The organism is Rhodococcus koreensis (assembly GCF_900105905.1).
Classification (GTDB): domain Bacteria; phylum Actinomycetota; class Actinomycetes; order Mycobacteriales; family Mycobacteriaceae; genus Rhodococcus_F; species Rhodococcus_F koreensis.
Genome location: NZ_FNSV01000005.1, coordinates 6,851,806 through 6,865,821, shown reverse-complemented (window position 1 = coordinate 6,865,821; position 14,016 = coordinate 6,851,806). Strand labels below are relative to the sequence as shown.

Below are 14,016 nucleotides of genomic sequence, written 5' to 3'. Positions count from 1 at the left end.
GACGCGGATGCGGTGTGTAGAGCAGGAACCCCGGATGTCTGCCGGGGTGTCAGATCAGCTGTGACAGATGGAGGTGGACAACCGGCAGAGATCGACGTGCAGACGCCCCCAGGCGCTCACGAAGCCTTCGGTCAACATGGTTCCTCCATCGATCCCGGCGGTAGCACCCGCACCCGCAGGGCGGGGGGTTGCTGCGACGTCAACGAGCCAGGTCTCTCGGTCGCTCTGGATGGTCGTTACCGAGTGTAAGAGATCGCCGGTCGCCGCGCCACACGGCCCCCGCTACCCGACTGCCTGCCGGGGCGGGAGTTCCCGTCGCGACAGCGGCGGGCGGAGACCGAGATGCTCACGCAGCGTCGAGCCTTCGTATTGCGTTCGGTACGAGCCGCGCTCCTGCAGTTCGGGTACGAGCAGGTCGACGATCTCGTCGAGTCCGGTGGGCACCAGGTAGGGGGAGATGTTGAATCCGTCGGTCGCGCCGCTGCGAACCCACCGGGTGAGTTCGTCGGCGACCTGCCCCGGGGTGCCCGCGAAACCGGACCGCTGAGTGGTCGCGATCGCGACCTGCCGCAGCGACAGGTTCTGCGCCTCCGCCAGGGCCCGCCACTCGCGGGCGATGGCGAGCGGGTCCTTGCCGTCGCGGGCGGCCCCGCGGGTGACGGAGATCGGTGCGGGCACCGGATCTAATTCGGGCAGTGGACCGTCCGGGTCGCGATCGGACAGATCGCGGCCCCACACCTGCCCGACCAGCGACAGCGCCGTCTGCCCGGTGTACTGGCCTTCGCGGACCCAGCGGACCTTGTCCTCCACCTCGGACGCGTTCTCCGCGAGCACGATCTGGGTGCCCGGCAAAATCTTGACGTCGTCCTCGGGGCGCCCCGCGCGGCGCAGTCTCGCCCGGATGTCCTCGGCGAAGCCGAGCGCCTCGTCGAAATGGGTTCCGTGGCGGGAGAAGATCACGTCGGCGTGCGTGGCCGCGAAGTCCCTGCCTGCCGGTGAGTCGCCGGCCTGGAAGATGACGGGATGGCCCTGGGCGCTGCGCGGCAGGGTGGGGGTGATCGTGACGTCGAACTGCGACGTGCGCCGCGACACGTCCTGCACACTGCCCGCGGTGGCCCAGGACGGCGCCTCGGTGCTCGTCGCGACGGTGCCGTCGGCCCACGCGTCCCAGATCGCCCGCGCGGTGCCCAGGAACTGCCCGGCCCGTTCGTACCGGTCGGCGTGATCGAGGAAGCCGCCGCGCCGGAAGTTCTCACCGGTCCACGCGTTGTCCGTGGTGACGGCGTTCCAGCCGGCGCGTCCGCCGGACAGCAGGTCCAGCCCGGACAGTCGCCGGGCGAGGTCGGCCGGTTCGTTGTAGGTGGTGTTCTGGGTGGCCACCAGCCCGATGTGCCGGGTGATGCCGGCCAGCGCCGAGAGCTGGGTGATCGCATCCGGCCTGCCCACGATGTCGAGATCGAGGATCTTGCCTTCCTGTTCCCGCAGGCGTAGACCCTCACCCAGGAAGAAGGCGTCGAACAGGCCCCGCTCGGCGGTCTGTGCCACCCGACGGAACGTTTCGAAGTCGATCTGCGATCCGCTCGTCGGATCCGACCAGATCGTCGTGTGGTTGACGCCCTGGAAGAAGACCCCGAAATGCACCTGGGCTTCGGGCCGGGCGTACGAGTTGTCGGTCATGATCTCCACAACCTTTCAGCGAGAGGATTCTGCGAGGCGCTCGGCCCGGAATCGGTTGGCGGGGCGGTCGAGTCCGAGCGTGCTGCGCAGAGTCGAACCGGGAACGGGACGGTGGGCGGCACCGGCGCGCAGGAGTGCCGGGATCACGTACCGCGCCAGCACCGGGAGGTCCTCGTCGACCACGGCGGGATGCAGGCGCACACCGTCGACCTGCGAATCCAGTGCGCGCAGCAGTTCCACCAGTCCGGTGGCCTCGCCGGCGAACGACAGCCGCTCACTCGACGGGGCGGGAGTGGCTGCGCCCAGCGCCACGTCGAGTTCGGCGAACACCAGCGCCGCCCCGCGGTCCTTCGCCCGCGCGGCGGCGTCGGCGATGTCACCGGGCGTCGTCCCGGACACCAGCACCACGTCGACCTGGGTCGGATCGGTCTGCCCGTCGAGTCCGAACACCACCAGTTGCCCCTGCGGCGGCCGCGGCACGATCGCCGGACCCTTCACCGAGTACGTCTCGCCCCGGAAGTCGATGTAGTGCAGCCGGTCGCGGTCGACGAAACGGCCGGTGGCGTAGTCGCGGATCACCGCGTCGTCCTCCCAGGAATCCCACAGGTTCCGGACCACGGCGATCGCGTCCCGCTCCTCCCGCGCGAGGTCGGCGGGTGCGGTGATCTCGGTCCGGCCCAGTGCGCCCGCGACCCGCGGGTCGGTGTCGCGTGCGGCGATCCAGCCGCCGCGGCCCCGCGACGCGTAGTCGAGTGTCGCGAGCTGGGAGGACGTGTGAAACGGTTCGGCGTAGGTGGTGCCGACCACCGGTACGAGACCGATCGTGCTGGTGGTCGCGGCCACGAACGCGGCGCGGTTCACGGCGTCGATCCGGCCGACGGGTCCCCCGACGGCGCCGGGCGGCAGCAGCGAATCGTCGAAGGAGGCGAATGTGAAACCGGCGTTCTCCGCCGCAGCGACCCGGTCCGCCACCGTTCGCCCGGTCAGCAACCGGTCGGGTGTGTGCGCGGCGCGCCGCCAGGCCTCGGGATGCGTTCCCTCGCCGTCGAGTTCGATGCCCAGATGCAGGCTCATGGCCGTTCCTCCTCTGTGTCGGCCGCGAGGGGGCGGCTCTGAATGGTCTCGCGCAACGCGGGCGCCACCTCGGCCTGGAACAGCTCGAGGCTCTCGCGGTGCTGTTTGTCGCTGCCGACGCGGTCGGCGCTCAGGTGGATCACCTCGTGGCCGAACTGCTCGTGGTAGCGCTGCACCTTGTCGATCACCTGCTGCGGGCTGCCGATCAGCGCGGAGCTGCGTTCGACGAAGTCCTCGAGGGTCTCGAATACCACGGGAAGTCCTGCCCTGCAGGCGAAGTCGAGCCGGGCGGCGTGAATCGGCCGCCACACGTCGAGCGCGTCCTGCGAGTTCGGTGTGACGTAGAACCCGGCGGTCCCGGCGCCGACGAGGGCGTCGGCGGGATCGTGACCGTAATGGGTCCACCGTTCGCGGTAGTGCCGGACGAGTTCGGCGTAGGAGTCGATGGGATACGTCACGTTCGCGGAGAAGATCGGATCTCCGTAGCGGGCGGCGAGATCCACCGATTCCTTGCTCGTCGCGCTGCCGTGCCAGATCCGGATCCGCCGCTGCAACGGGCGGGGCAGCGCGACGGCGTGCTCGAGCGACGGCCGGAACGTGCCCTCCCAGGTGACGTCCTCGCTCTCCCACAACTTCCGGAACAGCTCGTACCCTTCTCGGTTGCGGTCCCACTGGTCGTCCGGCGTGACGTGGAACAGCTGTGCCTGCGCGGTGCCGTTTCCCTTGCCGATGATGAGCTGCAGCCGGCCACCCGACAGGTTGTCGAGCGTCGAGTAGTCCTCGAACGCACGGACCGGGTCGAGCAGGCTCAGCGTGGTCACCGCGGTCCACAACTGCAGGGTGGTGGTCCGCGCCGCGATGGCGCTGAGCACCACGGGCGGCGACGAGGACAGGAAGGGGTGTTCGTGGCGCTCGCCCACCGCGAAACCGTCGTACCCCAGTTGCTCGGCGAGGACGGCCGATTCCACGACCTCCCGAAGCCTGGCCGCGGTGCCGATCTTCTCCCCGGTCACCGGATCCGGGTGGTGAGTGATCAGGCTCATCAGCAGAAACTTCATACGGACTCGTACTCCTTTGCGGCGCAGTCGGAAGGCAGGGCGGTGTGCAGGAGCTTCTCGAATCCGTGGACCCCGATTTCCTGCGGTGGGAGGGAGCGGTCGAACAGCGCCGTGTACCCCGCGGCCAGGTACAGGGCCACCGCCTCGGGTTGCCGCGGCCCGGTGGTGAGGAAGATGCGCGAGTAGCCGGCCCGGACGATCTCGGCCTCGAGTTCCCGCAGCACGATGCGCCCGAGTCCGCGCCTGCGGTGCGAGGACGAGGTCCAGATCCGCTTGAGTTCCGCGGTCGTGTCGTCGTAGCGGCGGAAGGCCCCGCCCGCCACCGACATCCCGTCCTCGACCACGACGAGCAGCGCGCCCCCCGGCGCGGCGAACTCTTCCGCCGGATACGTGCTGAGATCCTCGTACATCTGGTCGCGGGACCGCCCGTACCGAGTGCTGTATTCGGTCGCCAGTTCTTCGAGCAGCGGCGCGGCCAGTGGATCGGTCTGATCGACGAACACGGTCTGCACGGGGTCGGTCCTCTCGCTCACTGTTCCTCCTGTCAGCTGGTCTTCGGGAGCCCGGGCGGGTTGACGACCGACGTGTTCACGGCCTCGTTCGCGATGTTCCAGCGGTCGAGAACCTGTGCGTACGTGCCGTTCTCGATGACATGGTTGATGGCCTCGTTGACGGCGGTAATCAGCCCGTTGTCCTTCTTGGTGAGCACGGCGATCTCACCCTGGAGTGCGTCGCCGGCGCCCGAGAACGTTCCGGCGATCTCGGTCTCCCCGGCCTGCGCCACGTGGAACGACGAGGAGGGGTTGGGGCCGAAGTAGGCGTCGATCCGCCCCGACGCGAGCGGCAGGTAGTAGTCGGTGGCGTTCTGGTAGTAGGTGATGTCGGTGGGTTCGAGACCGGCCGCCACGTTCTGCTCGCTCCACTTCACCAGCAGCGCTTCCTGATTGGTGCCGGAGGAGACCGCGATCTTCAGGCCCGCGACGTCCTTGGGTTCCTTGATCTGGATGCCGCTGTCCTTCTTCGTCTCGAACGCGACCGTGTCGAGGCGGTATGTCGAGAAGTCGTACTTCTCCTTCCGCTCCTCGGTGACGGTGACGTTGGAGATGAAGGCGTCGGCCTCCCCCGAGTCGATCCGGACGAAGTTCTGCGCCCAGTCCGCGGCCTGGAGATCGACCTTCAGGCCGAGGACGTCGCCGATCAGGTATGCGAAGTCGGTTTCCGAGCCGATGAGCGTCTTGTCGTCGTCGGCGTAGAAGCGCAGCGGCGGGGCGGAACCGGCACTGCCCGTGACGACGAGCGTGCCGCGGTCGCGGATCTGCTGGGGAACCTTCGCGGCGATCGACTCGACCTCGTCGGTGGTGATGCGATTCTGATCGGCGGTGAGGTTGTAGCCGGCGGCCGAGGTGGGCCCCGATCCCTCGTCCTCGACGTCGCCGCCCCCGCACGCGGCGGCGAGGAGCGCGACGGTGGTGAGAGCCGAGGCCAGAATCTTCTTACGGAACCGTGCGGTGGACATGTGTGCCTTTCGGGGATCCACACCGGGGTGTGGAGGTCAGAGAACTCGGGAGAGAAAAGCTTTGGTGCGGTCGTGCTGTGGGTCGTCGATGACCTGCTCGGGCGGGCCCTGCTCCACGACGACGCCGGCGTCCATGAAGACGGCCGTGTCGGCGACCTCCCGCGCGAAACCCACCTCGTGGGTGACGATGACGAGGGTGGCGCCGTCGCGTGCCAGTTGCTTGATGACGGCGAGAACCTCGCCGACCAGTTCCGGGTCGAGCGCCGACGTGGGCTCGTCGAACAGGATCACCGCAGGGCGCAGTGCGAGGGCCCGGGCGATCGCGACCCGCTGCTGCTGGCCGCCGGACAGTTGCCGCGGGTACTCGTGGGCCTTGTCACCCACGCCGACCCGTTCGAGGAGGGCGATCGCCTCGGCCTCGACCTCGGCCCGGTCACGGCCCTGCGCCGACACCGGTGCCTCGACCACGTTCTCCAGCACCGTGAGGTGGGGGAACAGGTTGAAGTTCTGGAACACGAATCCGATCCGGGACCGCTGCTTCAGGATGTCGCGTTCCCGCAGTTCGTGGAGTTTGTTGCCCTTGCGCCGGTAGCCGATGAGGTCGCCGTCGATCCGGATGGTGCCCCGGTCGACCTTCTCCAGGTGGTTGAGCGTGCGGAGCAGCGTGGACTTGCCGGAACCCGACGGGCCCAGGATCACCGTCACCTCGCCCTTGCGGACCAGCAGGTCCACACCCTGGAGGACTTCGAGTGCGCCGAAGGACTTGTGGACTCCGCGAACCTCCACCGCGAACTCTGCCTGCTGGGTGTCGGTCGTCATTTCGTGGCCCCTCTCGGTACGGAGACGCCGGCGTCGCGGATCTCGGCGAATTTCCGGGTGACCTTCTGCCACGGAGTCGGGGGCAGTGCCCGAGCCGATCCGCGGGCGTAGTGCCGCTCGACGTAGTACTGGCCGACCGACAACAGCGTGGTCAGGATGATGTACCAGATCGTCGCGACCATCAGCAGGGGCACGACGCGACCGTTGCGGCCGAAGATCACCTGAACCTGGTAGAACAGTTCCGCGATCGCCATCGTCGACACGATCGACGTGCCCTTGAACAGGCTGATCACCTCGTTCGCGGCGTTCGGCAGGATGCCGCGCATCGCCTGCGGCAGAACGATCTTGAAGAACTGGCGACGACGCGGAATACCCAGCGACTGCGCCGCCTCGATTTGCCCGTGGTCCACCGAGATGATGCCGGAACGGATGATCTCGGCGGAGTACGCGGCCTGGTGCAGGGCCAGACCGATGACGGCGGCGGTGAAGCCGCTGATGACGCCGTTGACCTCGAACGTGAAGAAGCCCGGTCCGAACGGAATTCCCAGCGACAGAGTCTGATACAGGTACGTGATGTTGAACCAGAACAGGAGTTGCACGATCAGCGGGATCGACCGGAACGCCCAGATGTAGACCCAGGCGATCACCTGCAGCACCGGGTTGTGCGACAGGCGGCTGACCGCCAGCACCACACCGAGCGCGAATCCGAGGACCGTCCCCCAGAGGGTCAGCTTCACCGTCATCCACAGGGCCTGCAGCACGGAGCCGGCGGTGAAGTACTTGCCGAACGTCGCCCAGTCCCACCCCGGGTTGGTGGCGAGGCCGTGGACGAACTGGGCGAGCAGCACCAGCACGGCGGCGCTGACCACCCACCGCCACGGGTGCCACCGCCGTGCGACCTCCAGCGCGGCGTCCGCGGGCCGGTCACCATTGCCGGACGGTTCGGAATCAAGGGGCGCGGCCGAACGCGCCCGGACGGGGGCGCTCACGCTCGCTCACCACTGGGAACAGACATCACTGAGGCGGCCTTTCACCTGGAGACGGGACGGGGAAGAGGGCGCGTCTTCCGCGGGATGCGGGCGCGCGTCAGGCGCTCACCTGGCGTTTTACCCGGTGAGCGTGCGGTGAGACCTCGTCAACAGTGGCAGGAGGTGGTACGGCACAGGTCGATGTGCCGTCTGCGCCACGCAGGGCGCGCGGGGTAGTTCATGTGCTGCCTTCCATCGATCCCGGCGGTAGCACCCGCACCCGAAAAATTCGGAAGGGTTGCTGCGACGTCAACGAGCCAGGTCTCTCGGTCGCTCTGGATGGTTGAAGCGAACACTAGCTGCATTCCCGGACGTCGTCAACACGGGGTATTTCCCTGCAACACAGGGGAAATGGCGTCGAGCGGACGCAAGAATCACCGTGCGCAGAAGTGCTGACAAGTGGTCGGAGATGCGGTTGGATGAGACGAGCAGTCGCGTATCGCCACCGCCGCGTGACCCGGCTGCCGGGCCGTCCGAGGCCCTTGTAACGTCGCCTCGGTGACACCACTCGAAGTCATCGCGATCCTGGTAGCCGGCGTCGGCGCGGGCGCGATCAACGCCATCGTCGGCAGCGGCACGCTCATCACCTTCCCCACCCTGGTGGCTTTCGGGTTCCCTCCGGTGACCGCGACGATGTCGAACGCGATCGGCCTGGTCGCCGGTGGCGTGTCCGGCACGTGGGGGTACCGGCGGGAGCTGGCCGGGCAGGGGCCGCGGTTGCGGTGGCAGATCCCGGCGTCCCTGTGCGGTGCGGTTCTCGGCTCGTGGCTGCTGCTGCACCTCCCCGAAACGGTGTTCGAACTCGTCGTCCCGGTGCTGCTGATCCTCGCCCTGATCCTGGTGGTGCTGCAGCCGAAGATCCAGGCCTGGGCGAAGCAGCGTGGCAGCCACGAGGCGGGCCTGAGCACGGCGCGACTCACCCTGCTGACCGTCGGCACGTTCGCCGTCGGCGTGTACGGCGGATACTTCACCGCTGCGCAGGGCATTCTGCTGATGGGCGTGATGGGCGCGATCCTGCCGGAGAGCCTGCAACGGATGAACGGCGCGAAGAATCTGCTGTCGCTCATCGTCAACGTCGTCGCGGCGACCGCGTACACGCTCGTGGCCTTCGACCGGATCAGCTGGGCGGCCGCCGGCCTCATCGCGGTGGGCTCGCTGCTCGGAGGCGTCCTCGGCGCCCGCTACGGCCGCCGCCTGTCCCCCACCGCACTACGGGGAACCATCGTCGTCGTCGGTCTCATCGGCCTGTTCCGGCTGCTCGCATAGTCACGCATGCACCCTCCCGCTCCCCCATACTGAGTCGGTGAGCAACGAAGTAGAGCACCCGGGCTGGACCTATCTCATGGACATGGACGGCGTTCTCGTCCACGAAGAGCATCTGGTCCCCGGCGCCGACCTGTTCCTGGCCGAACTCCGGGAGTCCGGCACCCCGTTCATCGTCCTGACCAACAATTCCATCAGGACTCCGCGCGATCTCCGCGCCCGGCTGCTCCGCACCGGCCTGGACATTCCCGAGGAATCGATCTGGACGTCCGCCCTGGCCACCGCGACGTTCCTGGCGAACCAGCGCCCCGGCGGCAGCGCCTACGTCGTCGGCGAGTCCGGGCTCACCACCGCACTGCACGACATCGGATACGTCCTCACCGAGAACGATCCCGACTACGTAGTGCTCGGCGAGACCCGCACCTATTCCTTCGAGGCCATCACCACCGCAATTCGACTGGTGGAGAGAGGCGCTCGCTTCATCGCCACCAACCCCGACCCCACCGGACCGTCGCGCGAGGGTTCCCTTCCGGCCACGGGATCCGTTGCGGCACTGATCAGCCGGGCCACCGGCCGCGACCCGTACTACGTGGGCAAGCCGAACGCGCTGATGATGCGCTCGGCCCTGCGGGCCATCGGCGCGCACTCCGCGAACACACTGATGATCGGTGACCGCATGGACACCGACATCGTCTGCGGTCTCGAGGCCGGGCTGCAGACCATCCTCGTCCTCACCGGAATCTCGACGCGGGATTCGGTGGAGTTGTTCCCCTACCGCCCCACCGCCGTGCTCAAATCGGTCGCCGATCTGGTCGGCCGCACGTCGGATCCGTTCGGCGATGCGGCTGCGCCACCCGTGAGTACTTATTAACCGCCGGACGTTAACAAGTACTCACGGGTGGCGGCAGCCGGTGACGCCGCGGAGGGAGGCTGCCTTGTACGTCCCGAACGTGATCCGGTTCCCGTCTCCACCGGCGAACGTCACATCGTGACGTCCGGGCTCGTCGACGTGGACGTCGAGCCGATCCATCCCGGCGTCGGCGGCGACCTCGCGGACCGCCGCCAGCACCGCCGGCCAATCATCATCACGGATCGGGTTGTCGGACAGTAGCGCTCGCGTGGTGACGGACTTCCCCTCCGTGTAGGCATACGGTCCGGGGCATCCGCCACCCTGGCTGCGTTCACGATGCCACCGCCACTGGACATCCGGAGCGAGCGCGCCGACGGCTTCGCTGATCCGCACCAGCGCATCGGTGACGTGTCTCTCGGTGACGGCGAGCGTCGGCCTGCCGCTCAGGCTCTCGGCCGCCGCCGCGATCTCCTCGTCGCCGAAGTTGTACGGGTTGTCCGTCATGCCACCACATCCGCTCGTCAGGATCGCCGCGCCGATCACGGCGACCGTCTTCGTCGCCCACCGGATCGTCACCGGAGCGCCAGTTCCGGCAGACCCGCCGCGATCACGGCCATGTTGTAGCCCGACGCCCGGAGTTCGCCGTTGTCACTCGGCCGTGGATACTCGCTGTGCCCGTTGGCATCTTCCCGCCGGACGCCGTCGGGGGTCGTCGCCGCACGCACCGACAGTTGCTCGAGATCGGTCTGCACCGGATCCGGTCCGAGCCGGCCGAACCCGTCCGCCACGGTGATCGGGTCGTCGTGCGCGCGCATCACGAACCCGTGGCCGGGTGCCAGCCCGAGGTCCGATTCGTCGTTCGCATCGAAGCCGGGCGAACCGTAGAACACGGCGTCGTCCACCGGTTGCCGCGGTCCCGCTTCCTGCAGGGCCAGGCCCTGGGTGTACGAACCATACGAATGTCCGAGGGCTGTGATGTGCGGGTCGGGCGTCTGCGAGGCGACGTCGAGACCCTCGTAGAACGAGGCGAGCTTCGGGGCTCCCGCGGTCGCGCGGTCGGACTGCCATGCGTCGAGGAGCCATCCGCGCCCGAGGTTCTGGTCGATGAACGGGACGTCGTAATTGCCCGGGCCGGTGGTAGTCGGCGGCTGATACCCGAGCCACGCGATCGTCGACACCGTGTCGCCGGTGTGTCCGGACAGGTCCAGCTGCCGTTCGATTTCCGCCTTCAGCGCCCTCGCCTCGTCGGTCATTCCGGCGAGGGAGCCGACGGTGGTGTCGATGCCCGGGGTGGTGACGGAGATGTGGTCGGCGGTGTCGGGGTCGCCGAGCGCGAACGCGGCCATCGTCCGTTCACCCGACTGCAGGTCGAGCAGCATCAGCCTGCCGTCCGGGTGGTCGCGGACGAGTGCCTCGAGGTGGTCGAGGTCCTGCAGCTTCTGCTCGGCATACCACAGGCGTGCATCGTCGTCGGTGAACGCGCCACCGAACACGTTGTGGTCCAGCCTCTCCCGGAGGCGGTCCCGTTCCCACTCCCACCGCGACCGCTCGTCGGCGAATCGGCTCACGTTCGCCTCGTGCCGCACCGCGGACGGAATGCCGTCACGGGCGCCCACCCACTCGGGATGCCGCTCGATCACCTCGCGCCGCTGAGCTGTGGGCAGGGCATCCCAGTACTCGCGGTTGGCGAGCGGGGAACCGTCTGGTGGCGGCGCGGGGGCGGACAGGCCGCGACCCACCTCACCGGGTTCGACACCGCCCTCCGCGGCCCGCGTCAGGACGGCAGCCGCGTCGGCGACAAGGTCCTCCGCCTGCTGGATCAACGCCCGGGCCGCGGCACCCAGTTCGGCGCGGAGTTCCTCGCGCCCCGACGCGTCCGGCACGTCGACCGGCGGTCCCGGTACGTCCTCGACGTCCCCGTTGTCCGACACTGCCATACCGTGGGCGAGAGCAGTGTCCCGGACGCCGTCGAGTTCGGTCTGCAAGTGCGTGACCGCGTCGAACAACTCGCGGGTCAGCGATTCGACGACGGCGACCGACGCCGCCTCGCCGCTCAGTTCATCCGCGGCGATCCGGAACCGCCGACGTGCGGCGTCCGCGGCCTCGTCCTGCCACGCCGGCAACCGGCCGATGTCGGCGAGACCGTCCTGCACGAACGCGATGGTCGCCGCCCGCTCGGACAGCGACCGTTGCACGGCCTGCAGCGCGCGGACGTCCCACTGGGTTATGTCCCTCAGATTCACGATCCCCCCAGGATGCATAATGCCCGTACCCTAGCGGATCGATCGCGCCCGCGGGAGTCCGATCTCGTCTCGACCGACACGAAGGATCGAAAATGAGCGGTTCCACCCACGTCGACACCGGTACCCTGCGCGCAGCGGCCGGTCAGCTCGACGCCCTGTTCGACGATGCACTCTCACGGCTGAACCCCATCGACGCTGTCGTCGCCGACTCGGGGGCTGCGTGGCCGGACGCGGCCGGTGCCGGGTTCGCCCTGTTCACGTCCTACCTCGACGGCAGGCAGGAGTCGTTGCAGCGCACCCTCGCCGAGATGTCGGCGACACTCGTCGAGTGCGCCCGCCGATACGACACCCAGGACGCCGCGACCGCCGAGCGCCTCCACGCGGTCGCGCCGGCCACGAGCCTCGACCTCTAGGCCCTCCGGGCTCGTGCGCCGTTCTGGTTGCTGGAACAACCAGAAAGGCGCACGGGCGGCGGAGCCGCCCAGAAGTCGATGATCTCCGCGGCCATCTCTTCAGGACACTCCTCCGGCAGGTGATGTCCGATTCCCTCGAAGACGCGGTCGCGGACGTCGGTACTGAACTGACGCATCGTGTGGAAGAGGTTGTCCGCGTCGGCGTAGGACCCGCCGAGAGTCAGGATGGGCATGTCGAGCCGCTTCTGTTTGCGCGCCTCGCTCGCCGCGCGACCGCGTGGGCTGAACACCTCGCGGTAATAGTTCAGACCTGCCCGGACCGCCCCCGGTTTGGAGAAGACCCGTAGGTACTCTTCGAATGCTTCCGCATCGATGACCCAGGTGCGCGCGAGCTTGGACGGGCCGAAGAACCAGCTGAGGAACTCTCTTTCCCGGCCGTGAATGAGTGCCTCCGACAATCCTTCGACTCGGTTGAAGTAGAAGTGCCACTGGCGGGCATTCAGACTGTCGTCCGGATAGCCGCGCTCGGGCAGCGGTGACACCCAGGGAATATGAGCGTCCGAGAGAACCAGAGTTCGGACGTCCTCCGGATAGGCTGCGGCGTGCGCGTGCGCGATCCAACTCCCCGTGTCGTGGCTGACGATGTCGAGGCCATCGGGACCGGCGAGCCCGAGTTGCTCGATGAAGACGTGTACGTCCTCGGCAACGTTGTCCAAACCATATCCCTCACTGGGCATATCGCTGTCGCCAAATCCGCGCGGGTCGATGGCGTAGACGCGGCGCCCGGCCTCCACGAGGAGGGGAATGATGAAGCGCCACGCGTACCAGCTTTGCGGCCAGCCCGGTATGAGCAGGACGGGTTCGCCCTCGCCCGCGACGACGTAGTGCAGTCGCACTCCCTCCGCGACGGGGACGAGGCCGTGCTTCAGATCATGCTTCTGGATACTCGTTTTGCTGCGCCTCGGCACCGCATAGGGCGGGGTCGCGGTTCCGAACCGTGTCGATGGGGTGGCATTGTCGGACATGACAGCGTATTACCTCCATGTGTCGAGGATGTAGGGCATGAGCATGCGGCAGTCGGGAGATCCCGCTATTTGATGAAGCTGTATCGGCTTCTGTCGATCGTCAATGCGACCGACGCGACCACTACGAGCCCCTTCACGATCTCCTGGGTGAAGTTGTTCACCCCGGTGAGGTCCATGCCGTTCGACAACAGGGCGATGACGACGACGCCCAGTACCGTCCGGTGCGCTCCTCCCAGTCCCCCGGAGAGGGCTGTCCCGCCCATGACGACCGCGGCGATCGAATCCAGCAGGAGCGCGTCACCGGCGCTGGGCGAGCCGGCTTGGACTTGGCCGGTGAGGATGACCCCACCCAATCCACACAACGCACCGCCGAGCACGAACGCGAGAACTTTGTACCTGCGCAGGTTGATTCCGGACAGTACGGCGACCGGTTCGCCGCCCCCGATCGCATAGAGATACCGCCCGAACTTGGTTCGGAACGACACGGCGGTCAGGAGGGCCGCCACAGCAAGCACGATGAAAATCACGTTGGGTATCCCGAGGACCGATTTCGAATTGACGAAGCCGGGAAGGGCCGTGCTGGAGTAGACGATCGCACTGCCCCCGGACAGGTGGCCGGCAACTCCGGCACATACCGACATGGTTCCGAGTGTGACGAGGAACGAGGGCACCTTCAGTCCCGTGTAGATGACGCCGTTGGTGAATCCGATTGCGGCACCTGCCAGGACACCCACGACGATGGCGCCCAGGAGCCCGACCCGATCGACCGCTGCCGCGGTCACGAGCCCTGACAGCGTCACGTTCGCCCCGACCGACAGATCGATCGATCCGATCAGGATGACAACCGTTCCAGCCAATGCGACGAGAAGGAGGACCGCGGCCTGCCGTCCGATGTTCGTCGCGTTGTCGAATGTCAGGAACTGAGGGCTGGTGATCGTGAAGTACGCGATGATCGCAAACACCGAGACGAACGGGTATACGAGCGTACTGTTTTTTCGCAGTGTTTCCGATATGTCGAGGGTGGTTCGTTCGAGAGTCGCGTTTGTCATG

General features: G+C 67.6%; 16 protein-coding genes and 2 riboswitches. Of the genes, 3 read left to right on the top strand and 13 right to left on the bottom strand.

Going from position 1 to position 14,016, the window contains the following annotated elements:
- Positions 1-54 precede the first annotated feature (54 nt).
- The 9 genes from BLV94_RS51870 to BLV94_RS52230 form a co-directional block, all read right to left on the bottom strand.
- Complete coding sequence (locus BLV94_RS51870) at positions 55-138, bottom strand: putative leader peptide (RefSeq protein ID WP_310794466.1); 84 nt, start codon at positions 136-138, stop codon at positions 55-57.
- A 4-nt stretch (positions 139-142) separates the two neighbouring features.
- Positions 143-236, bottom strand: a riboswitch (SAM riboswitch).
- Between the two features lie 46 nt (positions 237-282).
- The gene (locus tag BLV94_RS35825; protein ID WP_072947162.1) at positions 283-1,677 is read right to left on the bottom strand and encodes an NtaA/DmoA family FMN-dependent monooxygenase; all 1,395 of its coding nucleotides are present in this window, start codon (positions 1,675-1,677) and stop codon (positions 283-285) included.
- 15 nt (positions 1,678-1,692) lie between these two features.
- A complete protein-coding gene (locus tag BLV94_RS35820) occupies positions 1,693-2,751 on the bottom strand; it encodes an LLM class flavin-dependent oxidoreductase (RefSeq protein WP_072947128.1) in 1,059 nt (352 codons plus the stop codon).
- Positions 2,748-3,809 (bottom strand): LLM class flavin-dependent oxidoreductase, encoded by a 1,062-nt coding sequence (locus BLV94_RS35815; RefSeq protein WP_072947129.1) that lies wholly within the window; start codon positions 3,807-3,809, stop codon positions 2,748-2,750. The genes BLV94_RS35820 and BLV94_RS35815 overlap by 4 nt, the downstream gene beginning before the upstream one ends.
- Complete coding sequence (locus tag BLV94_RS35810) at positions 3,806-4,342, bottom strand: GNAT family N-acetyltransferase (RefSeq protein WP_072947130.1); 537 nt, start codon at positions 4,340-4,342, stop codon at positions 3,806-3,808. Before BLV94_RS35810 ends, BLV94_RS35815 begins: the two co-directional genes overlap by 4 nt.
- 11 nt (positions 4,343-4,353) lie before the next feature.
- Entirely contained in the window at positions 4,354-5,325 is a 972-nt protein-coding gene (locus BLV94_RS35805) for an ABC transporter substrate-binding protein (protein WP_072947131.1), read from the bottom strand.
- Between the two features lie 36 nt (positions 5,326-5,361).
- Entirely contained in the window at positions 5,362-6,144 is a 783-nt protein-coding gene (locus BLV94_RS35800; RefSeq protein WP_072947132.1) for an amino acid ABC transporter ATP-binding protein, read from the bottom strand.
- Positions 6,141-7,133, bottom strand: coding sequence for an amino acid ABC transporter permease (locus BLV94_RS35795; RefSeq protein ID WP_072947133.1), 993 nt, complete (start codon positions 7,131-7,133; stop codon positions 6,141-6,143). Before BLV94_RS35795 ends, BLV94_RS35800 begins: the two co-directional genes overlap by 4 nt.
- 146 nt (positions 7,134-7,279) lie before the next feature.
- Complete coding sequence (locus BLV94_RS52230) at positions 7,280-7,354, bottom strand: putative leader peptide (RefSeq protein ID WP_369426197.1); 75 nt, start codon at positions 7,352-7,354, stop codon at positions 7,280-7,282.
- A gap of 7 nt (positions 7,355-7,361) precedes the next feature.
- Positions 7,362-7,458, bottom strand: a riboswitch (SAM riboswitch).
- 212 nt (positions 7,459-7,670) lie between these two features.
- Between BLV94_RS52230 and BLV94_RS35790 the strand changes: the two genes are divergently transcribed.
- Together BLV94_RS35790 and BLV94_RS35785 are read left to right on the top strand one after the other, a co-directional pair.
- Positions 7,671-8,438, top strand: coding sequence for a sulfite exporter TauE/SafE family protein (locus tag BLV94_RS35790; RefSeq protein WP_072947134.1), 768 nt, complete (start codon positions 7,671-7,673; stop codon positions 8,436-8,438).
- Positions 8,439-8,514: 76 nt separating this feature from the next.
- Entirely contained in the window at positions 8,515-9,306 is a 792-nt protein-coding gene (locus BLV94_RS35785) for an HAD-IIA family hydrolase (protein ID WP_072947135.1), read from the top strand.
- A gap of 21 nt (positions 9,307-9,327) precedes the next feature.
- On the opposite strand, the gene BLV94_RS35780 is transcribed toward BLV94_RS35785, so the two are convergent.
- Complete coding sequence (locus BLV94_RS35780) at positions 9,328-9,861, bottom strand: LppA family lipoprotein (RefSeq protein WP_072947136.1); 534 nt, start codon at positions 9,859-9,861, stop codon at positions 9,328-9,330.
- Complete coding sequence (locus BLV94_RS35775) at positions 9,858-11,528, bottom strand: alpha/beta hydrolase (RefSeq protein WP_072947137.1); 1,671 nt, start codon at positions 11,526-11,528, stop codon at positions 9,858-9,860. Before BLV94_RS35775 ends, BLV94_RS35780 begins: the two co-directional genes overlap by 4 nt.
- A 92-nt stretch (positions 11,529-11,620) precedes the next feature.
- Between BLV94_RS35775 and BLV94_RS35770 the strand changes: the two genes are divergently transcribed.
- Positions 11,621-11,941, top strand: coding sequence for a WXG100 family type VII secretion target (locus tag BLV94_RS35770; protein WP_072947138.1), 321 nt, complete (start codon positions 11,621-11,623; stop codon positions 11,939-11,941).
- Here BLV94_RS35770 and BLV94_RS35765 read toward each other — a convergent pair.
- Entirely contained in the window at positions 11,938-12,966 is a 1,029-nt protein-coding gene (locus BLV94_RS35765; protein WP_072947139.1) for an alpha/beta fold hydrolase, read from the bottom strand. The two genes, BLV94_RS35770 and BLV94_RS35765, sit on opposite strands and share 4 nt — an antisense overlap.
- A 65-nt stretch (positions 12,967-13,031) precedes the next feature.
- The gene (locus BLV94_RS35760; protein WP_083395786.1) at positions 13,032-14,015 is read right to left on the bottom strand and encodes an ABC transporter permease; all 984 of its coding nucleotides are present in this window, start codon (positions 14,013-14,015) and stop codon (positions 13,032-13,034) included.
- Between the last annotated feature and the right edge of the window lies 1 nt (position 14,016).